This window comes from Arthrobacter sp. NicSoilB8, assembly GCF_019977355.1.
Lineage (GTDB): Bacteria > Actinomycetota > Actinomycetes > Actinomycetales > Micrococcaceae > Arthrobacter.
In genome coordinates this window covers 2,427,116-2,444,838 of record NZ_AP024655.1, presented here as the reverse complement: position 1 = coordinate 2,444,838, position 17,723 = coordinate 2,427,116, and the positions used below count along the sequence as shown (strand labels likewise).

Below are 17,723 nucleotides of genomic sequence, written 5' to 3'. Positions count from 1 at the left end.
GTATGCCCCCGTCGAGGACAGCAGGGAAATACCGTGCCGCAGCGGGGGAAGCGCCCGCCGCAGCCACGCACTTCCCCGCCCGCTTCGCCTGCGGCCGGTCTCTTGGGACGGTCCCAGAGGTCAGAAGCTCAGGCCAGGAGCTCGGCGAGGAACGCGGCAGTGTGGCTGTCGGTGGACTTTGCGACCTGCTCCGGGGTACCCGAGGCGACAACCCGGCCGCCGCCCGAGCCGCCGTCCGGGCCAAGGTCCACGATCCAGTCCGCGCTCTTGATGACGTCGAGGTTGTGCTCGATCGTGATCACCGTGTTGCCCTTCTCCACGAGGCCCTGCAGCACCATGAGGAGCTTGCGGATGTCCTCGAAGTGCAGCCCCGTGGTGGGCTCGTCCAGGACATAGACACTGCGGCCGTTGGAACGCTTTTGGAGTTCGGCGGCGAGCTTCACGCGCTGGGCCTCGCCGCCGGAGAGTGTGGTGGCGGGCTGGCCCAGCCGGACGTAGCCGAGACCGACGTCGACGAGCGTGTTGAGGTGCCGCGCGATCGGGGAGAAAGCCGCGAAGAACTCGGCCCCTTCCTCGATGGGCATGTTCAGCACGTCCGCGATGGTCTTGCCCTTGTAGTGGACCTCCAGGGTTTCACGGTTGTACCGGGCACCGTGGCAGACCTCGCAGGGGACGTAAACGTCCGGCAGGAAGTTCATCTCAATCTTCAGGGTGCCGTCGCCGGAGCAGGCCTCGCAGCGTCCGCCCTTGACGTTGAAGGAGAACCGGCCCGGGAGGTAGCCGCGGACCTTGGCCTCGGTGGTCTCGGCAAAGAGCTTCCGGATGTGGTCGAACACGCCGGTGTAGGTGGCCGGGTTCGACCGTGGGGTGCGTCCGATCGGGCTCTGGTCGACGTGCACCACCTTGTCCAGGTGCTCGAGGCCCTGGACGGATTTGTGCCGGCCGGCCACCTGCTTCGCGCCGTTGAGCTTGTTGGCGAGCACCTTGTAGAGGATCTCGTTGACGAGGGTGGACTTGCCGGAGCCGCTGACACCGGTGACGGCGGTGAAGAGACCCAGCGGGAAGCTGGCATCAACGTTGAGGAGGTTGTTCTCCTTTGCCCCGACCACCTTGAGCTCGCGCTTCTTGTCGTACTTGCGCCGCTTCTTCGGGATCTCAATTTTCTTCCGGCCTGCGAGGTAGTCGCCGGTCAGCGAGTCCGTATTTTCCAGCAGCGCCTGGTAGGAACCGGAATGGACCACCATGCCGCCGTGCTCGCCGGCGCCCGGTCCGATGTCCACTACCCAGTCGGCCTCCTGGATGGTGTCCTCGTCATGCTCCACCACGATCAGGGTGTTGCCGAGGTCCCGGAGCCGGGTGAGCGTTTCAATCAGGCGGCGGTTGTCGCGCTGGTGCAGGCCGATGGACGGCTCGTCCAGGACGTAGAGAACGCCGACCAGGCCGGAGCCGATCTGCGTGGCAAGCCGGATGCGCTGCGCCTCGCCGCCGGACAGGGTCCCGGACGGACGTTCCAGGTTCAGGTACTCGAGCCCGACGTCGAGCAGGAAGGTCAGCCGGGCCTGGATTTCCTTGAGGACCTGGTGGGCGATCTGGGCTTCGCGCCCGGTCAGGACGAGGTTGTCGAGGAAGTGCGCGCATTCGCGCATGGGCAGCGCCGCGACCTCGGCGATCGACTTGCCGTTGATCAGCACCGAGAGCGACGCGGGGTTCAGCCGTGCGCCGTTACAGGCCGGGCACGGGACCTGGCGCATATATTCCTCGTAGCGGTCACGCGCCGAGTCGGAATCGGTTTCGCCGTGCTTGCGGTGGACGTACTGCACCACGCCCTCGAAGCCGGTGCTGTACTTGCGTTCCCGGCCGAAGCGGTTCCGGTACTGCACCACCACCTTGTGGTCCTTGCCGTGCAGCACCGTCTGCCGGACATCGGCGTCGAGCTTCTCCCACGCCGTCGTCATGGAGAAGCCGAGCTCCTTGGCGAGGCCGCCGAGCAGCCGGTTCCAGTACTCGGTGGTGGCGGTGCCCAGCGACCACGGCGCGATGGCGCCCTCCGCAAGCGAGAGCTCCGGGTTCGGGATGATGAGTTCCTCGTCCACTTCGAGCTTGGTGCCGATGCCGCTGCAGGCGGTGCAGGCGCCGAAGGGGTTGTTGAAGGAAAAGGAGCGCGGCTCGATTTCGTCTATGGCGAGCGGGTGCTCGTTGGGGCAGGCAAGGTGTTCGGAGAACGCCCTGATCCGCTCGGGGTCATCCGCGTCGAGGTCGACGAATTCGGCGAGGACACGGCCCTCGGCCAGGCCAAGGGCGGTTTCGACGGAGTCGGTCAGGCGCTGGCTGATGCCTTCCTTGACCACGAGGCGGTCTACCACCACTTCGATGGTGTGCTTGAACTGCTTGCCCAGCTTCGGCGGATCGCTCAGCTGGACGAGCTCGCCGTCCACACGGGCCCGGGAGTAGCCCTTGGCGGTGAGTTCCTTGAAGAGGTCGACGAACTCGCCCTTGCGGCCGCGGACCACGGGTGCCAGCACCTGGAAGCGTGTGCCGTCCGGGAGCTCGAGCAGCTGGTCCACGATCTGCTGCGGGGTCTGCTTCGTCACGGGCTCACCGCAGACGGGGCAATGCGGCCGGCCAACACGGGCCCAGAGCAGGCGCATGTAGTCGTAGATCTCGGTGATGGTGCCGACGGTCGAGCGCGGGTTCTTGCTTGTGGACTTCTGGTCGATGGACACCGCCGGCGAGAGTCCTTCGATGAAGTCGACGTCGGGCTTGTCCACCTGGCCGAGGAACTGCCGGGCGTAGGCCGAGAGCGATTCAACGTACCGGCGCTGGCCTTCGGCGAAGATGGTGTCGAACGCCAGGGAGGACTTGCCGGACCCGGACAGGCCGGTGAAGACGATCATGGCATCGCGCGGCAGGTCGAGGTCGACGTTGCGCAGGTTGTGCTCGCGGGCCCCCTTGACCACCAGCCGTGTCATGTCCGGGCGTTTGACCGCGGGACGGGACGGGACGGCCTCACGGGCTGCCAGCGGTTCGATGGCGGACTGGACTTCAACGGCTGGATCTTCAGCTACAGCTTTAGGCACGAATCTAATGCTAATCGAAAACTTCTTCGAAAAACTATTCCGAGCGCCGCGGGGCGGCCCCGGATGTGCTAGTGCCGGTCGTAAGCGGCGGCCAGCAGCTGCACCGCCTCGGCGAAGCTCGCGCCCTGCGCCTTGGCGGCCGCGGCGAACTCGGCGGCGGCGGCAGACAGCGAGCTCCAGGCGGCGTCGCGGGCGCAGACCACCGTGCCGTTCCGGCCCCGCGTCACCACGACGCCGGCCGCCTCCAGTTCCTTGTAGGCGCGCGCCACCGTGTGGGGTGCCACGCCCAGTTCGCCGGCGAGGCTCCGCACCGCCGGCAGCCTCGTGCCGGGTGCGAGTGTGCCGTTGTCGGCGCGTTCAATGACGTAGAGCCGGAGCTGTTCGAAAAGCGGGACGGAGCTGGCCGGATTGGTCCGCCAGGCACCGGGGAAACGCTCCCCCGCGGTGTCGGCGGGGCTCACAGTTCCGGCTCCGGGGCGGCAGCCACCTGTTCGCGACCGGCGAACTGTGCCGCATACAAATCCTTGTAGAGCCCGCTCCTGGCCAGCAGCTGCTGGTGGGTTCCGTGTTCAACGATCCGTCCGTGGTCCATGACGAGAATTAGATCAGCGTCACGCACCGTGGACAAACGGTGTGCGATCACGAAGCTAGTGTGACCTTGCCGCAGCCGCTCCATTGCGTGCCGGATCTGCACCTCGGTGCGGCTGTCAACGGAACTCGTCGCCTCGTCCAGCACCAGGATGCTGCGCCCCGCGAGCTGCGCCCGCGCGATCGAGACCAGCTGGCGCTGCCCCCGGCTCAGGGAGTCGCCGTCGTTGCCGAGCATCGTGGCGTAGCCGGCCGGCAGGGACCGGACAAACTGGTCCACGTGGCTGGCCCGGGCCGCCTCGACGATGTCGGCGTCGGAGGCCCCGGGCCGGCCGTACTCGATGTTCTCCCTGATGCTGCCGGTGAACAGCCAGGCGTCCTGCAGCACCGTTCCAAAGATGGACCGCAGCTCGTCCCGCGGGATGCCGGCAATGTCGGTTGAGTCCACCAGGATCCGCCCGGAGTCGAGCTCATAGAAGCGCATCAGGAGGTTCACCACGGTGGTCTTGCCCGCCCCGGTGTGTCCCACGATGGCCACAGTCTGGCCCGGCTCCACCGTGAAGGAAAGGTCCTGCACCACGGGGGTCCCGGGGCTGTAGCTGAAGCTAACGTGCTCGAAAGTGACACGGCCCGCCACCGTGCCCGGATGCGGTGGCACATGGGCGCCGCGTCCGTTCGGGGATTTGCGCCCGTTAGGGGATTTGCGCTGGCCGGTGGATTTGAGCGCGCCAGGGATTCTTCGCGGAGCACCTGCGCCGCGGTGCTTGCCGGCGCCGTTTGCTGAACCGGCCGGCACCCCGGTGTCCGGCGGGATCTCCGGAGCGTCGAGCAGCTCAAACACACGCTCCGCGGAGGCCAGGCAGGACTGCAGGAGGGTCAGCATCCCGCCGATCTGGCCCATCGGCTGGCTGAACAGGCGGGAGAACTGAATGAAGGCCTGGATGCCGCCGATCGTCATGGCCCCCGCCGTCACCTGGAGCGCCCCCACAACAGCCACCGCAACGTAGTTGAGGTTGGCGACAAACACCATCAGCGGCTGGACAATGCCGGACAGGTATTGGGCGCGGGCACTGGAACGCGTCAGCTTGTCGTTGCAGTCCCGGAAGCTCGCCGCCGACTCCTCCTGCCGGCCGAAGGCCTTGACCACTTCGTGACCGGTGAAGAGTTCCTCGAGTTGGGCGTGCATGGCTCCTGTGCTGCTCCACTGCTCCGTGAAGTGCGCCTGGGAATGCCGGGCCACCATGACAGTGATGAAAGTGGACACGGGCACGGACAGGACCGCGATCAGTGCCAGCAGCGGCGAGAGCCACAGCATCATGGCGAGTGCGGCGGAGAGCATCAGGACCGACATGATCAGCTGGTTAAGGAGCTGGTTGAGGGCCTGCGAGATGTTGTCGACGTCGTTCGTGGCCCGGCTGAGCACCTCGCCGCGGCGCTGTTCCTCGAAATGGCTGGACGGCAGCACATGAAGCTTTTTTTCCACGGCGCCGCGGAGCCCGTAGCTGAGCCGCTGAACGGCGGTGGCCGTCAGGGCGCCCTGGATCCAGCTGAACAGCGACGCCCCGACGTACATGGCGGAAACCGCCAGTAGCCGTCCCGCCAGCACCTGTTCATCGAGGGAACCGCCCAGGAAACCCGAAACGACGACGTCGGTGGCCTCACCCAGGACTTTGGGGGCCGCCACGTTGAGTGTCACGAAGGCACATGTGGCCGCGATGACACCGGCCATCCGCCACTTCAACGGCCGCAGCAGGCCAATCAGCCGGCGCGCGGCCCGCCACTTGGTGCGCTTGTCAGCCTCCGTCCCCGCAGCCGTCCCGGCCCCCGTGCGGGATGCCCCGCCGCGGCTCACGGGGCTTCCTCCAGCACGAACTGGGAGGCGGCAATTTCCCGGTAGCTTGGCGAGGACTCCATGAGTTCGCTGTGTGTCCCCTGCGCGACGAGGCGGCCGCCCTCCAGCACGAGGATCAGCCCGGCGTCCACGATTGTTGCCACCCGTTCGGCCACGATCAGCACGGTCGCCGAACGCAGCAGCGGCTCAATCGCCGCACGGAGCCTCACATCCGTGCCGTAGTCCAGGGCCGAGAAACTGTCGTCGAACAGGTAGACGGGGGCGTCCTTGAGCAGGGCCCGCGCGATGCACAGGCGCTGCCGTTCGCCGCCGGAGAAGTTGGTGCCGCCCTGGCTCACGGGCGCCTCGAGCCCGAGCGGCAGGTCGCGGACAAAATCGGCGGCCTGGGCGGCCCCGAGCGCCTGCCACAGTTCCTGGTCCCCGGCCGCGGGCGACCCGAGCCGGAGGTTTTCCGCGACCGTGCCCGAAAACAGGTGAGACTGCTGCGGGACCATCGAGATGAGGCCGCGCAGGACATCCAGCGGCATGGCCCGCACGTCGCGGCCGCCGATGCTGATCTCGCCGGCGGTCGCATCCAGGAACCGGGGCAGCAGGTTCAGGAGCGTCGTCTTGCCGCTGCCGGTCGCCCCAATGATCGCCGTCGTGGTCCCCGGTGCGGCGGTGAAGGAGACGCCGTCCAGCACGGGTGCCTCCGCGCCGGGATAGGCGAAAGTCACGTTCCGGAACCCGACGGCATTCCCGGAGCGTGCGGTGCCAGGCAGCGCACGGCCACGCAGCGCACGGCCAGGCCCTGCGGCGCCGCCATCGGGCGTGGCGGGAGCGGCGGGTGCGGCCGGGTCCGCGATGGCCGGCACGGTGTCCAGCACCGCGCGGATACGTTCCGCGCACGCCGCCGCCCGCGGAGCGGTCATGAACACGTACATCGCCATCATGATGGCGATCAAGATCTGCAGGATGTAGGCCATGAACGCCGTGAGGGCACCCAGCCGCATTTCGCCGGCGTCGATCCGGTGGCCGCCGAACCAGACGACGCACACGGAGGACAGGTTGACCACCAGCATGATCATCGGCATCATCCCGGCCACCAGCAGGGCAGAGTGCAGGTTGTTGCGGGTGAGGTCCTTGTTCGCCTCGTCGAAACGGCGCATCTCGTGGTCCTGGCGGACAAAGCCGCGGATCACATTCGCGCCGATGATCTGCTCGCGCAGCACCCGGCTGATCCGGTCCAGGAGCCCCTGGCCCTCACGGTAGAGGGGAATCAGTCGGCGCACGATCATGGCCATGATCACCGTGAGGATCGGGATGACCGCGACCACGATCCAGGACAGGACGACGTCCTGGTGCACGGCCAGCGCGATGCCGCCGATGAAGATGGCGGGGGCTGCAATCAGCATGGTGAAGATCAGGACGGCGAGGTTTTGGATCTGGGCGACGTCGTTGGTGGCGCGGTTGACGAGGCTGGGCGCACCGAAGACGCCGACCTCCTGGGAGGAGAAGGACTGCACCTTGGCGAACAGTTCCCCGCGCAGCTGGCCGCCGAGGTTCATGGCGACAACGGCGCCCAGGTATCCGGCCGCGATGGCCGTGACCACCTGGACGGCAGCGATGCCGGCCATCCAGCCGCCGAGATGAAGGATCTCCCCCGTGTCGCCGCCGATGATGCCGTCGTCGATGATCGCGGCGTTGAGGGTGGGCAGGAGCAGGTTGGCGGTGGTTTGCACGAGCTGGAGCACAACGATGGCCAGCACGCTCCCCTTATGCGCGGACAGCAGCCGCGTCATCAGGCCTGTTAGCACCGAACCTCCATCACTAGCCCAGGGCCCGGAACGGGAAACAGCCTAACGGCTGCCCCCATGCCGCCACGTCATTGTAAGCCCCATTCCGGAGTGCCTCGTGTCACGTCCAAGGCACGCAGCTCACGCGCGTTTTTGCGCCACCGCGAACGTGCGCCGGAACGGGAAGACCGTCCCGTGCCGGCCCGCGGGATACGCGGCGTCCAGCCGCGCCGAGTACTCGGCCTCGAACTCCCCGGCCTCGTCGTGCGGCAGCGCCGCCAGAACCGGCCGGAGCCCGGTGCCGCGGACCCATTCCAGCACTGGGTGGGAGCCCGGGAGCAGCTGCAGGTACGTGGTCTCCCAGGCGTCGGCGGCGCAACCGGCGTCGAGCATGATCTGCAGGTACTCCGCCGCCTCCCCGACGACGTCGTCGTGGCGGAGCACCCCGGCGAGCCGCCCGGCCCAGGCCGGGGACTCCGCCAGCTCCCGCATTATGGTGTGGGAGGGTGCGTTGAAGTTCCCCGGCACCTGGAGCGCGAACCAGGCGCCCGGTTTGAGCGCATCGAGCCATGCCGGCAGCAGTTGTCGGTGGCCGGGCACCCACTGCAGGGCGGCGTTGGTGACCACCACGTCCGTGTCGCCGGACGGCAGCCAATGCTGGATATCGGCCAGTTCGTAGGAGAGATTGGCCGCCGCGGCCGCATGGCCCCTGGACGCGGCCAGCATCTCCTGCGACGAGTCCAGGCCGACCACCTGCGCCCCGGGCCACCGGTCCGCGAGGGTCGCGGTGAGGTTCCCGGGACCGCATCCGAGGTCGACGACGTGCCGCGGAGCTTCGGCATGAATCCGCCCGGTCAGGTCAAAGAAGGGCCTGTCCCGGTAATCCCCGAACTGCACATATTTTTCGGGATCCCACTTCATGGTGCCTCCAGTCCCCGGCTCTGCTGTCCTGTCCGGCTGTTCTCCTAACCGAAGCGTAGTCCGGCCCCGTTGGCCAGCCAAGGAGGCACGCACCCGGCGCGCGCGGCGCACGGCCCGCCGGTGCCGCGGGCATTGAGCGGGCACTAAGCTGGAAAGCAATGAAACTCGTTGATCAGCTCCCCGCCCCGGCCGCCCGAATTCCCGGCAGGACGGCCCTGGACCCGGACGAGCTCTACACCCGGTTTGTGGAGTGGACCGAGACCCGCGGCCTCGCCCTTTACACCGCCCAGGATGAGGCCATCATGGAGCTGGCCGCCGGCTCCAACGTCATCCTCGCCACGCCGACCGGGTCCGGAAAATCCCTCGTGGCCATCGCCGCGCACTTCCAGGCCATGGCCCGCGGAGCGCGCAGCTACTACACGGCCCCGATCAAGGCCCTGGTCTCGGAGAAATTTTTCGCCTTGTGCGAGATTTTCGGGGCCGAAAACGTCGGCATGATCACCGGTGACTCCGGCGTCAACCAGGACGCCCCGATCATCTGCTGCACCGCGGAGATCCTGGCCAACATCGCCCTCCGCGAGGGCGCCGCCGCAGAGCTCGGCGCCGTCATCATGGACGAATTCCACTTCTATTCGGACCCGCAGCGCGGCTGGGCCTGGCAGGTGCCGCTGCTGGAGCTTCCCCAGGCGCAGTTCCTGCTCATGTCCGCCACCCTCGGCGATGTCAGCCGCTTTGAGGCCGGGATCACCCAGCTGACCGGCCGCCCGACGACGACCGTCAGTTCCGCCGAACGTCCCATTCCGCTGCACTACTACTACGAGCAGACCCCGGTGCACGAGACCCTCGAAGAGCTTCTCGCCACCAAGCAGGTCCCGGTCTACGTCGTTCATTTCAGCCAGGTCGAGGCGATCGACCGGGCCCAGAACCTGATGAGCATCAACGTCTGCACCCGCGAGGAAAAAGACAAAATTGCCGAGCTCATCGCCGGATTCCGCTTCGCCGCGGGCTTCGGCAAGACCCTCAACCGGCTGGTCCGGCACGGGATCGGCGTCCACCACGCCGGCATGCTGCCGAAGTACCGCCGGCTCGTCGAGCAGCTCGCCCAAGCCGGGCTGCTGAAGGTCATCTGCGGAACCGACACCCTCGGGGTGGGCATCAACGTGCCCATCCGCACCGTGCTGCTCACGGCCCTGAGCAAGTACGACGGCGTCCGCACGCGGCTGTTGAACTCCCGCGAGTTCCACCAGATCGCCGGACGGGCCGGACGCGCCGGGTACGACACGGCCGGAACCGTGGTGGTCCAGGCCCCGGAGCACGTGACGGAGAACGTGAAGGCGATGGCCAAGGCCACGGCCAAGTTCGGCGACGACCAGAAGAAGCTGCGCCAGGTGGTTAAGAAGAAGCCCCCGGAAGGCTTCGTGTCCTGGGGCGAGCCGACGTACAAACGGCTCGTGGAGTCTGTTCCGGATCCCCTCACGTCCAGTTTCACCGTGACCCACGCGATGCTGATGAACCTCATGGAACGCCCGGGCGACCCGTTCCAGGCCGCCCGCCGCCTGCTTACCGAGAACCACGAGACCCGGTCCTCCCAGCTGCAGCTCATGAAGAAGGCCCTGGGCATCTACCGCGAGCTGCTCGCCGCAGGCGTCGTGGAGCGGATCCCCCCTGAGGAGCAGGGAGCTGACGGCCGCACGGTCCGGCTCACCGTCCACCTGCAGGCAAACTTCGCCCTCAACCAGCCCCTGTCCCCCTTCGCCCTCGCGGCCCTGGAACTGCTGGATCCGGAGTCGCCGTCGTACGCCCTGGACGTCGTGTCCGTGATCGAATCGACCCTGGAGAAGCCGCGCCAGATCCTGTCCGCACAGCAGAAGAAGGCGCGCGGCGAAGCGATCGCAGCGATGAAGGCCGACGGCATCGAGTACGACCAGCGGATGGCGATGCTGGAGGAGGTCACGTACCCGCAGCCGCTCGCGGCGATCCTCGGCGAGGCCTTCGATGTCTACCGCAAGGCCGCGCCGTGGGTCGGCGACTTTGAACTCGCACCCAAATCCGTGGTCCGGGACATGTACGAGCGCGCCATGAACTTCGGTGAATTCGTCCAGTTCTACGGCCTGGCCCGCTCGGAGGGAATCGTGCTGCGCTACCTCGCGGACGGCTTCAAGGCCCTGCGCCAGACCGTCCCGCAGGACGCCCTCCGCGAGGACCTCGAGGACCTCATCGCCTGGCTGGGTGAACTGGTGCGCCAGGTCGACTCGAGCCTGCTCGACGAGTGGGAAGAACTCACGTCCGGCGCCGCGCCCACACCGCACGACGCTCCCCCGCCCCCGCCGCCGTCGCTGACCTCCAACATCCGGGCCTTCCGGGTGATGGTGCGCAATGAGATGTTCCGCCGCGTGGAGCTGTTCGCCGATGAGGCCGCCACCGCCCTGGGTGAGCTCGACGCCGGGTCCGGCTGGGACGCGGAGCGCTGGGAAGACGCCCTGGATGATTACTTCGACGAACACAACGACATCGGCACCGGCCCGGACGCCCGCGGACCCGGGCTGCTGATCATCACCGAGGAACCCGGACTGTGGAAGGTCCGGCAGATCTTCGCCGACCCGGCCGGCCACCACGACTGGGGCATTTCCGCCGAGGTGGATCTGGAGGCATCCGATGAGTCCGGGACCGCCGTCGTTCGCGTCACGGACGTCAACCGGCTCTAACGCCGTGCCTCTGTCGCCGGGCCTCTGGCGCCGGACCCGGCGGCGCCACACGCCGCGGGTAAACTTGGACAATGAGTGTAATCCGGCCTGCCGCCCCGCATGACGTCCCTGCCATCCTGCAGATGATCCACGACCTCGCCCTCTACGAGAAGGAGCCGGACGCCGTCCGGAACACTCCCGAGATGCTCACCGAGGTCCTCTTCGGCGAGAACCCGCGGGTCTTTGCCACGATGGCGGAGAACACTGCAGGCGAGGTCCGGGGCTTCGCGCTCTGGTTCCTGAACTACTCCACGTGGGAAGGCGTCCACGGGATTTACCTCGAGGACCTCTACGTCAGGCCCGAGGCCCGTGGCGAGGGCCACGGCAAGGCGCTGCTGCAGCACCTGGCCGCGACCGCCGTCGACCGCGGGTACGCGCGCGTGGAGTGGAGCGTCCTGGACTGGAACGAGCCGTCCATCAACTTCTACAGGAAGCTCGGCGCCGCCCCGATGCAGGAGTGGTCGACGTTCCGCCTTACCGGCGCCGCGCTGGAGGCGTTCGGCAGCTCCCGCGCCGATTCCCGTGGCAATTCGCGTGCGGAGGCCGCCCGTGGCTGATCTTCCGCTGACGGGGCTCATGGGAGCGGCCCTCCTGGAATCTGCGCCCGCCGCCGGGCACAACGTCCGGCACACCGTCCGGGCACGCCACACCTACCGCGGCATGCGCACCGCAGAACACTACTTCCAGGTGCCCCTGGACCATTTCAGCGAGGCAGGACGCCGCGGTGAATCCGTCACGGTGTTCGCACGCGAGTACGTGTCCACGGAACACAGCGAGGACGAGGCAGCCGAGCTGCCCTGGCTGCTGTACCTGCAGGGCGGCCCCGGCGGCAGGGGCAACCGGCTCCCGGCCCTGGGCGGCTGGAGCAAGGCTGCCGCGCGGAACTTCCGCATCCTCATGCTGGATCAGCGCGGCACCGGACTGTCCTCGGCCGTTGACCGCAACACGCTCCCCCTGCGCGGCACCGGGGCGGAGCAGGCCCGCTACCTGACGCATTTCCGTGCCGACTCAATCGTCGCCGACGCCGAGGCCATCCGGGCGACCCTGGGCTCCGCCCCCTGGACCGTCTACGGCCAGAGCTACGGCGGCTTCTGTGCGCTGAGCTACCTCTCGTTCGCCCCCGAAGGACTCCGCGAAGTGCTCGTCACCGGCGGCCTGCCCCCGCTGGGCGGCTCCGCGGAGCGGGTGTACCGGGCCACGTTCCAGCGGGTCGCGGCCCGGAACGCCGAATACTTCGCCTGGTACCCCGAGGACCGTGCCGCCGTCACCCGGATCGCCCGGCACCTGCGGGACACCGAGGAGTTCCTGCCCGACGGCGACCGGCTCACCGTGGAACGGTTCCAGATGGTGGGCTCCTTCCTGGGCGGCAACACCCGGGTGGACGCGCTGCACCACCTGCTCGAGGACGCTTTCGTGTCCACGCCCGGCGGCAACCGCCTCTCCGATGCCTTCCTGGACCAGGTCCGGGGCCTCGTGTCCCGGGCCGCCAACCCCTTGTACGCGCTGATGCACGAGTCCATCTACGGCCAGGCCGGAGCCACCAACTGGGCCGCCTGGCGGGTGCTGGAGGAATTCCCCGAGTTCCGCCCCGACGCCGGCGAACCTCTCCTGACCGGGGAAATGGTCTACCCCTGGTACTTCGAGCAGGACCCTGCCCTGCGTCCGCTCCGCGACGTGGCCCACCTGCTCGCCGAGAAGGACGACTGGGCGCCGCTGTACGATCCGGAACGGCTGGCCCTCAACACCGTGCCCGTCGCCGCGGCCGTCTACACCGACGACATCTACGTGGACCGCGGTCTCTCCCTGGAAACGGCGGCCGCCGTGCGCGGCCTGCAGGTGTGGGAGACCGACGAGTTTCACCATGACGGCATCGCGGACGACGGCGAGGCGATCTTCGGCCGCCTGCTGGGCATGGCCCGCTCCGCCCGCCGCTGACCGGACTGCCCTGACCGCAGCCGGGTGCCCCCTCGAGAGGGCATATAACGGCAGTGATTTCTCCCAACACTGCCGCGATCTGCAACCTCGGCGCCGGCTAGGCCGTCAGGCGTGCCCCGCGGCCCCGCGCCACCGCCGGGACGGCGACGGCGAGCACCGCCGCGGCCAGTGCGGCCGCCGCGAGGTTGAGGCCCTGGTAGCCGACCCCGCTCATCACCAGGCCGGAGAAGCCCGCGCCGAGTGCCCCGGCGGCTCCCATGAGGGTGTCCGAGACGCCCTGGACGAGGATCCGGTCCTCGGCGGAAACGCTCTCGGCGAGGAGCGTGGAACCGGCGATGGTGGCCGCCGACCAGCCCAGGCCGAGCAGCACCAGTCCCACCGTGACCAGGGCAGGCTGCTGCTGTCCGAAGCCCGCGACGCAGACGGCGAGCAGAATCAGCCCGTGGCCGAGGACGATGACGGGGAGGCGCCCGGTCTTGTCGGTGAGCCAGCCCATCACCGGTGACAGGGCGAACATGCCGGCGATGTGCAGCGAGATGGTGAAGCCGATCAGGACCAGGACATCCGTGCTGGCGGCATGCACGTGGCCCGCCGGCATGCCGGCCATCGGCCCCTCGGTGACGAGTTGGAGATGCAGCGGCGTCATCGACATGACGGCCACCATGCAGCCGTGCGCGGCCACGATCGCGAACAGGGCCAGGCGGGCGCGCGGCGAGTTCCCGACGGCCCGGAGTCCGGCGCGCAGGCCGTGCCGGCGTCGGACGCCTGTGGCGCCTTTCGCCGCCTGCGGCTCGCCTGCGGTCCGAAGCCGGGCGGCCAGCAGCAGTGGATCCGGCCGCAGGCCGATCGTCAGCAGCAGGGCGGCCAGAGCCAGCCCGGCGGCGGAAAACACGAACGGGCCGGCCAGCGCCGGCAGGCCCAGGGCCTCCCCCACCGCCGCCCCGGGACGGATCAGGTTGGGTCCGGCGACGGCGCCGATCGTCACCGCCCACACGACGATGGCCAGCGAGCGTCCGCGGTGCCCGGCGTCGGACAGGTCGACGGCGGCGAAACGGGCCTGGAGGTTGGCGGCGGTCCCCAGACCCAACAGTGCGGCTCCGAGCAGCAGCACCGGGAAGACGCCGGACACTGTGGACGCGATGATGACCAGGGACCCCGCGAGGGCGGCCAACTGGCCGGTGACAAGGGCTGCGCGGCGGCCGCGGCGTCCGGCCAGGCCGGCGAGCGGCAGGGCTGCGACGGCGGCGGCCAGCGTCACTGCTGTGGTCACCGATCCGGCCCAGGCGTTGGAGCCGGAGAGCTGGACGGCCAACAGCGAACCCACAGAAAGGCTGGCGCCGCTGCCAACGCTGCTCAGGAGCTGCGCAACGCTCAAGACGGAAACGGTACGGCGCTGGACCCTCTGCAGGTCCAGCGCCGTACCGTCATGTGGTGCCGGGTAGAAGGTCTTCACGGTCCGAGCATAGCGCCTCGGGCCTGCGCCGGCGCCGCCCGGATCCGCCGCCCGGATCCGCCGGCCGGGGCCACCGGCCGGGGACCCGCGAGGCCGGGGCTACTCGACGTCGCTCAGGCTCTTCCGGGCGTCCTCTTCCAGCCGGGCGTCCAGCTTGGATTTGGACGCCTTGGAGCTGACCAGGCTGGCGACGACGGCAATGATGATGGTGCCGATGATCACGCCGAGCGAGACGTATGTGGGGATCTCGGGAGCCCATTCGATGTGCTGGCCGCCGTTGATGAAGGGCAGCTCGTTGACGTGCATGGCGTGCAGGACCAGCTTGACGCCGATGAACGCCAGGATGACGGACAGCGCGTGCTTGAGGTAGATGAGCCGGTTCATGAGTCCGCCGAGCAGGAAGTAGAGCTGGCGCAGACCCATGAGGGCGAAGATGTTGGCGGTGAAGACGATGAACGCGCTCTGGGTCAGGCCGAAGATGGCCGGGATGGAGTCGACGGCGAACAGCAGGTCCGTCATGCCGATGGTTACGAAGACGATCAGCATCGGGGTGAAGACCTTCTTGCCGTCCACCACGGTGCGGAGCTTGCCGCCGTCGAACTTCTCGGACATCGGCAGAACCTTGCGGATCCGGGCGATCAGCGGGTTTTCCTTGTCTTCCTCGTCCTCGCCCTCATCCTGGGCCTGCTTCCACGCGGTCCACAGCAGGAAGGCGCCGAAGATGTAGAAGACCCAGCTGAACTGCTCGATCACGATCGCGCCGAGCATGATGAAGATGCCGCGGAGGATCAGGGCGATGATGATGCCCACCATGAGCACTTCCTGCTGGTACTTACGCGGTACCGAGAAGCGCGCCATGATGATGATGAAGACGAACAGGTTGTCGATGCTGAGGCTGTACTCCGTCACCCAGCCTGCAATGAACTGCCCGCCGTATTCCGGTCCGGTGAAGGCGAACATGGCGCCGGCGAACACCAGGGCCAGGGCCACGTAGAACGTGACCCACAGTCCGGCTTCTTTCATGGAGGGCTCGTGCGGGCGTTTGAGGACCATCAGCAGGTCGATGGCCAGGATGACGCCGAGGACGACAAACGAGCCGATCTCGAACCACAGTGGAAGTTCGGGCACGGGGAAAGCCTTTCGTAGGGTACGGCAAAGCGGTGTAAGTCTCTCCGACCGCCGGCGCGTGATGCCGCCTGGCTGCCCGCTACGCCCGGCACGGCATCGTAGCCGTGCGTGTTGACGATCGTAGCGCTTGGGATACTCCCCTACGTCTGACCGAGTTTACCCTAGGCGTGCCCCGCCGACTGCATTTGCCGCAGCTCCTTCTTCAAGTCGCCCACCTCGTCGCGGAGCCGGGCCGCGAGTTCGAACTGCAGTTCCCCGGCCGCGGCGTGCATCTGCTCGGTCAGCTGTTCGATCAGCCCCACGAGGTCCTCCGCCGGGGCGGCAGCCAGACCGTCTTCCCGGATCACCGAGGCGCCCTTGCCCTTGCCGCGGTTCTTGCCGGCCGCGGCCAGTAGCTCGCGGGTGTCCGCGTCCTCCTTGGCCAGCTGGTCGGTGATGTCCGCGATCTTCTTCCGCAGCGGCTGGGGGTCGATGCCGTTCTCCGTGTTGTAGGCAACCTGGATGGCGCGCCGGCGGTTCGTCTCGTCGATCGCGTGGGCCATCGAGTCTGTGATGCGGTCCGCGTACATGTGGACCTGGCCGGACACGTTTCGTGCCGCACGGCCGATGGTCTGGATCAGGGAGGTCGAGGAGCGCAGGAAGCCTTCCTTGTCCGCGTCCAGGATGCTGACCAGCGACACCTCCGGGAGGTCGAGTCCTTCCCGGAGCAGGTTGATGCCGACCAGGACGTCGAAGACGCCCATCCGCAGTTCGCGCAGGAGCTCCACCCGGCGCAGGGTGTCGACGTCGGAGTGCAGGTACTCCACCTTCACCCCGTGGCCCAGCAGGTAGTCGGTGAGGTCCTCGGCCATCCGCTTGGTCAGGGTGGTGACCAGGACCCGTTCGTTCTTTGCCGTGCGGGTGCGGATTTCGCCCAGCAGGTCATCGATCTGGCCCTTCGTGGGCTTGACGATGACCTCGGGGTCGATCAGGCCGGTGGGGCGGATGATCTGCTGGACGAAGCCGTCGGACTTGCCGAGCTCGTACTTGCCCGGAGTGGCGGAGAGGTAGACGGTCTGGCCCACCCGTTCGAGGAACTCGTCCCATTTCAGCGGCCGGTTGTCCATCGCCGAGGGCAGCCGGAAGCCGTGGTCCACGAGTGTGCGCTTGCGGGACATATCGCCCTCGTACATGGCGCCGATCTGCGGGACCGTGACGTGCGATTCGTCGATCACCAGGAGGAAATCGTCCGGGAAGTAGTCGATGAGGCAGTGCGGCGCGGTGCCGCCCTCGCGGCCGTCAATGTGCCGGGAGTAGTTCTCGATGCCGTTGCAGAAACCCATCTGCTGCATCATTTCGAGGTCGTAGGTGGTGCGCATCCGCAGCCGCTGGGCTTCGACGAGCTTGTTCTGGCTCTCCAGGACCTTGAGCCGCTCGGCGAGCTCGTCCTCGATCTTCTTGATGGCCCGGCCCATGCGTTCGGGACCGGCGACGTAGTGCGAGGCCGGGAAGACGTACATCTCGGTCTCGTCGCGGATCACCTCGCCGGTCAGCGGGTGCAGGGTGTAGATGTTCTCGATCTCGTCGCCGAAGAACTCGATCCGGATGGCGAGTTCCTCGTACATCGGGATGATTTCCACGGTGTCGCCGCGGACCCGGAACGTGCCGCGGTGGAAGTCCATGTCATTGCGGGTGTACTGCATGGCGACGAATTTCCGGAGCAGGTCATCACGGTTCATCTCCGATCCCTTGCGGAGCGTCACCATGCCGGCGATGTACTCTTCCGGGGTGCCGAGGCCGTAGATGCAGGACACCGTGGCGACCACGATGACGTCGCGGCGGGTCAGCAGGGCATTCGTCGCGGAGTGGCGGAGCCGTTCGACTTCCTCATTGACGGAGGAGTCCTTCTCGATGAAGGTGTCCGTCTGGGGCACGTAGGCCTCGGGCTGGTAGTAGTCGTAGTAAGAGACGAAGTATTCCACTGCGTTGTTGGGCAGCAGTTCCCGGAATTCGTTGGCGAGCTGCGCTGCGAGGGTCTTGTTCTGCACCATCACCAGCGTGGGGCGCTGGACCTGCTCGATCAGCCATGCCGTGGTCGCGCTCTTGCCGGTACCCGTGGCACCAAGCAGCACCACGTCCTTCTCGCCGTTGCGGATCCGCTCGGTGAGTTCGGCGATCGCCGCCGGCTGGTCTCCCGCGGGCTGGAACTCGCTGATGACCTCAAAGGGTGCCACGACACGGTTGATCTGCTGGGCAAGGCTCATGTATCTA

General features: G+C 67.7%; 11 protein-coding genes. 3 read left to right on the top strand and 8 right to left on the bottom strand.

Going from position 1 to position 17,723, the window contains the following annotated elements:
• Positions 1-128: 128 nt before the first annotated feature.
• The 5 genes from uvrA to LDO15_RS10900 all read right to left on the bottom strand — a co-directional run bounded on the left by uvrA (position 129) and on the right by LDO15_RS10900 (position 8,213).
• Positions 129-2,969, bottom strand: coding sequence for an excinuclease ABC subunit UvrA (uvrA, locus tag LDO15_RS10920; protein WP_223987274.1), 2,841 nt, complete (start codon positions 2,967-2,969; stop codon positions 129-131).
• Positions 2,970-3,145: 176 nt separating this feature from the next.
• Entirely contained in the window at positions 3,146-3,538 is a 393-nt protein-coding gene (locus tag LDO15_RS10915) for a GntR family transcriptional regulator (RefSeq protein WP_223986971.1), read from the bottom strand.
• On the bottom strand, positions 3,535-5,394 hold the full coding sequence (locus LDO15_RS10910) for an ABC transporter ATP-binding protein (protein WP_223987272.1): 1,860 nt from the start codon (positions 5,392-5,394) through the stop codon (positions 3,535-3,537). Before LDO15_RS10910 ends, LDO15_RS10915 begins: the two co-directional genes overlap by 4 nt.
• Before the next feature lie 119 nt (positions 5,395-5,513).
• Positions 5,514-7,298 (bottom strand): ABC transporter ATP-binding protein, encoded by a 1,785-nt coding sequence (locus LDO15_RS10905; RefSeq protein WP_223987269.1) that lies wholly within the window; start codon positions 7,296-7,298, stop codon positions 5,514-5,516.
• A gap of 135 nt (positions 7,299-7,433) precedes the next feature.
• On the bottom strand, positions 7,434-8,213 hold the full coding sequence (locus LDO15_RS10900) for a trans-aconitate 2-methyltransferase (RefSeq protein WP_223986968.1): 780 nt from the start codon (positions 8,211-8,213) through the stop codon (positions 7,434-7,436).
• Positions 8,214-8,371: 158 nt separating this feature from the next.
• Here LDO15_RS10900 and LDO15_RS10895 point away from each other — a divergent pair, with 158 nt between their 5' ends.
• The 3 genes from LDO15_RS10895 (at position 8,372) to LDO15_RS10885 (ending at position 12,892) form a co-directional block, all read left to right on the top strand.
• Positions 8,372-10,918: a DEAD/DEAH box helicase gene (locus LDO15_RS10895; RefSeq protein WP_223986965.1), complete on the top strand. Its 2,547-nt coding sequence runs from the start codon at positions 8,372-8,374 to the stop codon at positions 10,916-10,918.
• A gap of 71 nt (positions 10,919-10,989) precedes the next feature.
• Positions 10,990-11,514, top strand: a complete 525-nt coding sequence (locus LDO15_RS10890; protein WP_223986963.1) for a GNAT family N-acetyltransferase — start codon at positions 10,990-10,992, stop codon at positions 11,512-11,514.
• 19 nt (positions 11,515-11,533) lie between these two features.
• The gene (locus LDO15_RS10885) at positions 11,534-12,892 is read left to right on the top strand and encodes an alpha/beta fold hydrolase (protein ID WP_223987266.1); all 1,359 of its coding nucleotides are present in this window, start codon (positions 11,534-11,536) and stop codon (positions 12,890-12,892) included.
• Positions 12,893-12,989: 97 nt separating this feature from the next.
• Here LDO15_RS10885 and LDO15_RS10880 read toward each other — a convergent pair whose 3' ends face one another.
• The 3 genes from LDO15_RS10880 to uvrB all read right to left on the bottom strand — a co-directional run bounded on the left by LDO15_RS10880 (position 12,990) and on the right by uvrB (position 17,716).
• Entirely contained in the window at positions 12,990-14,345 is a 1,356-nt protein-coding gene (locus LDO15_RS10880; RefSeq protein ID WP_223986960.1) for an MFS transporter, read from the bottom strand.
• A gap of 99 nt (positions 14,346-14,444) precedes the next feature.
• Positions 14,445-15,473 carry a TerC family protein gene (locus tag LDO15_RS10875; RefSeq protein WP_223986956.1) on the bottom strand — a complete coding sequence of 343 codons (1,029 nt, stop codon included), beginning with the start codon at positions 15,471-15,473 and terminating at the stop codon, positions 14,445-14,447.
• A gap of 161 nt (positions 15,474-15,634) precedes the next feature.
• Complete coding sequence (gene uvrB, locus LDO15_RS10870) at positions 15,635-17,716, bottom strand: excinuclease ABC subunit UvrB (protein WP_223986953.1); 2,082 nt, start codon at positions 17,714-17,716, stop codon at positions 15,635-15,637.
• Positions 17,717-17,723 lie beyond the last annotated feature (7 nt).

What these genes read in the sequence shown, in the direction of transcription:
- uvrB (WP_223986953.1), bottom strand. Translation starts at nt 17,716, where the DNA reads ATGAGCCTTGCCCAGCAGATCAACCGTGTCGTGGCACCCTTTGAGGTC.
- LDO15_RS10900 (WP_223986968.1), bottom strand. Translation starts at nt 8,213, where the DNA reads ATGAAGTGGGATCCCGAAAAATATGTGCAGTTCGGGGATTACCGGGAC.
- LDO15_RS10905 (WP_223987269.1), bottom strand. Translation starts at nt 7,298, where the DNA reads ATGACGCGGCTGCTGTCCGCGCATAAGGGGAGCGTGCTGGCCATCGTT.
- LDO15_RS10895 (WP_223986965.1), top strand. Translation starts at nt 8,372, where the DNA reads ATGAAACTCGTTGATCAGCTCCCCGCCCCGGCCGCCCGAATTCCCGGC.
- LDO15_RS10890 (WP_223986963.1), top strand. Translation starts at nt 10,990, where the DNA reads ATGAGTGTAATCCGGCCTGCCGCCCCGCATGACGTCCCTGCCATCCTG.
- uvrA (WP_223987274.1), bottom strand. Translation starts at nt 2,969, where the DNA reads ATGACACGGCTGGTGGTCAAGGGGGCCCGCGAGCACAACCTGCGCAAC.
- LDO15_RS10910 (WP_223987272.1), bottom strand. Translation starts at nt 5,394, where the DNA reads ATGGCCGGTGTCATCGCGGCCACATGTGCCTTCGTGACACTCAACGTG.
- LDO15_RS10885 (WP_223987266.1), top strand. Translation starts at nt 11,534, where the DNA reads ATGGGAGCGGCCCTCCTGGAATCTGCGCCCGCCGCCGGGCACAACGTC.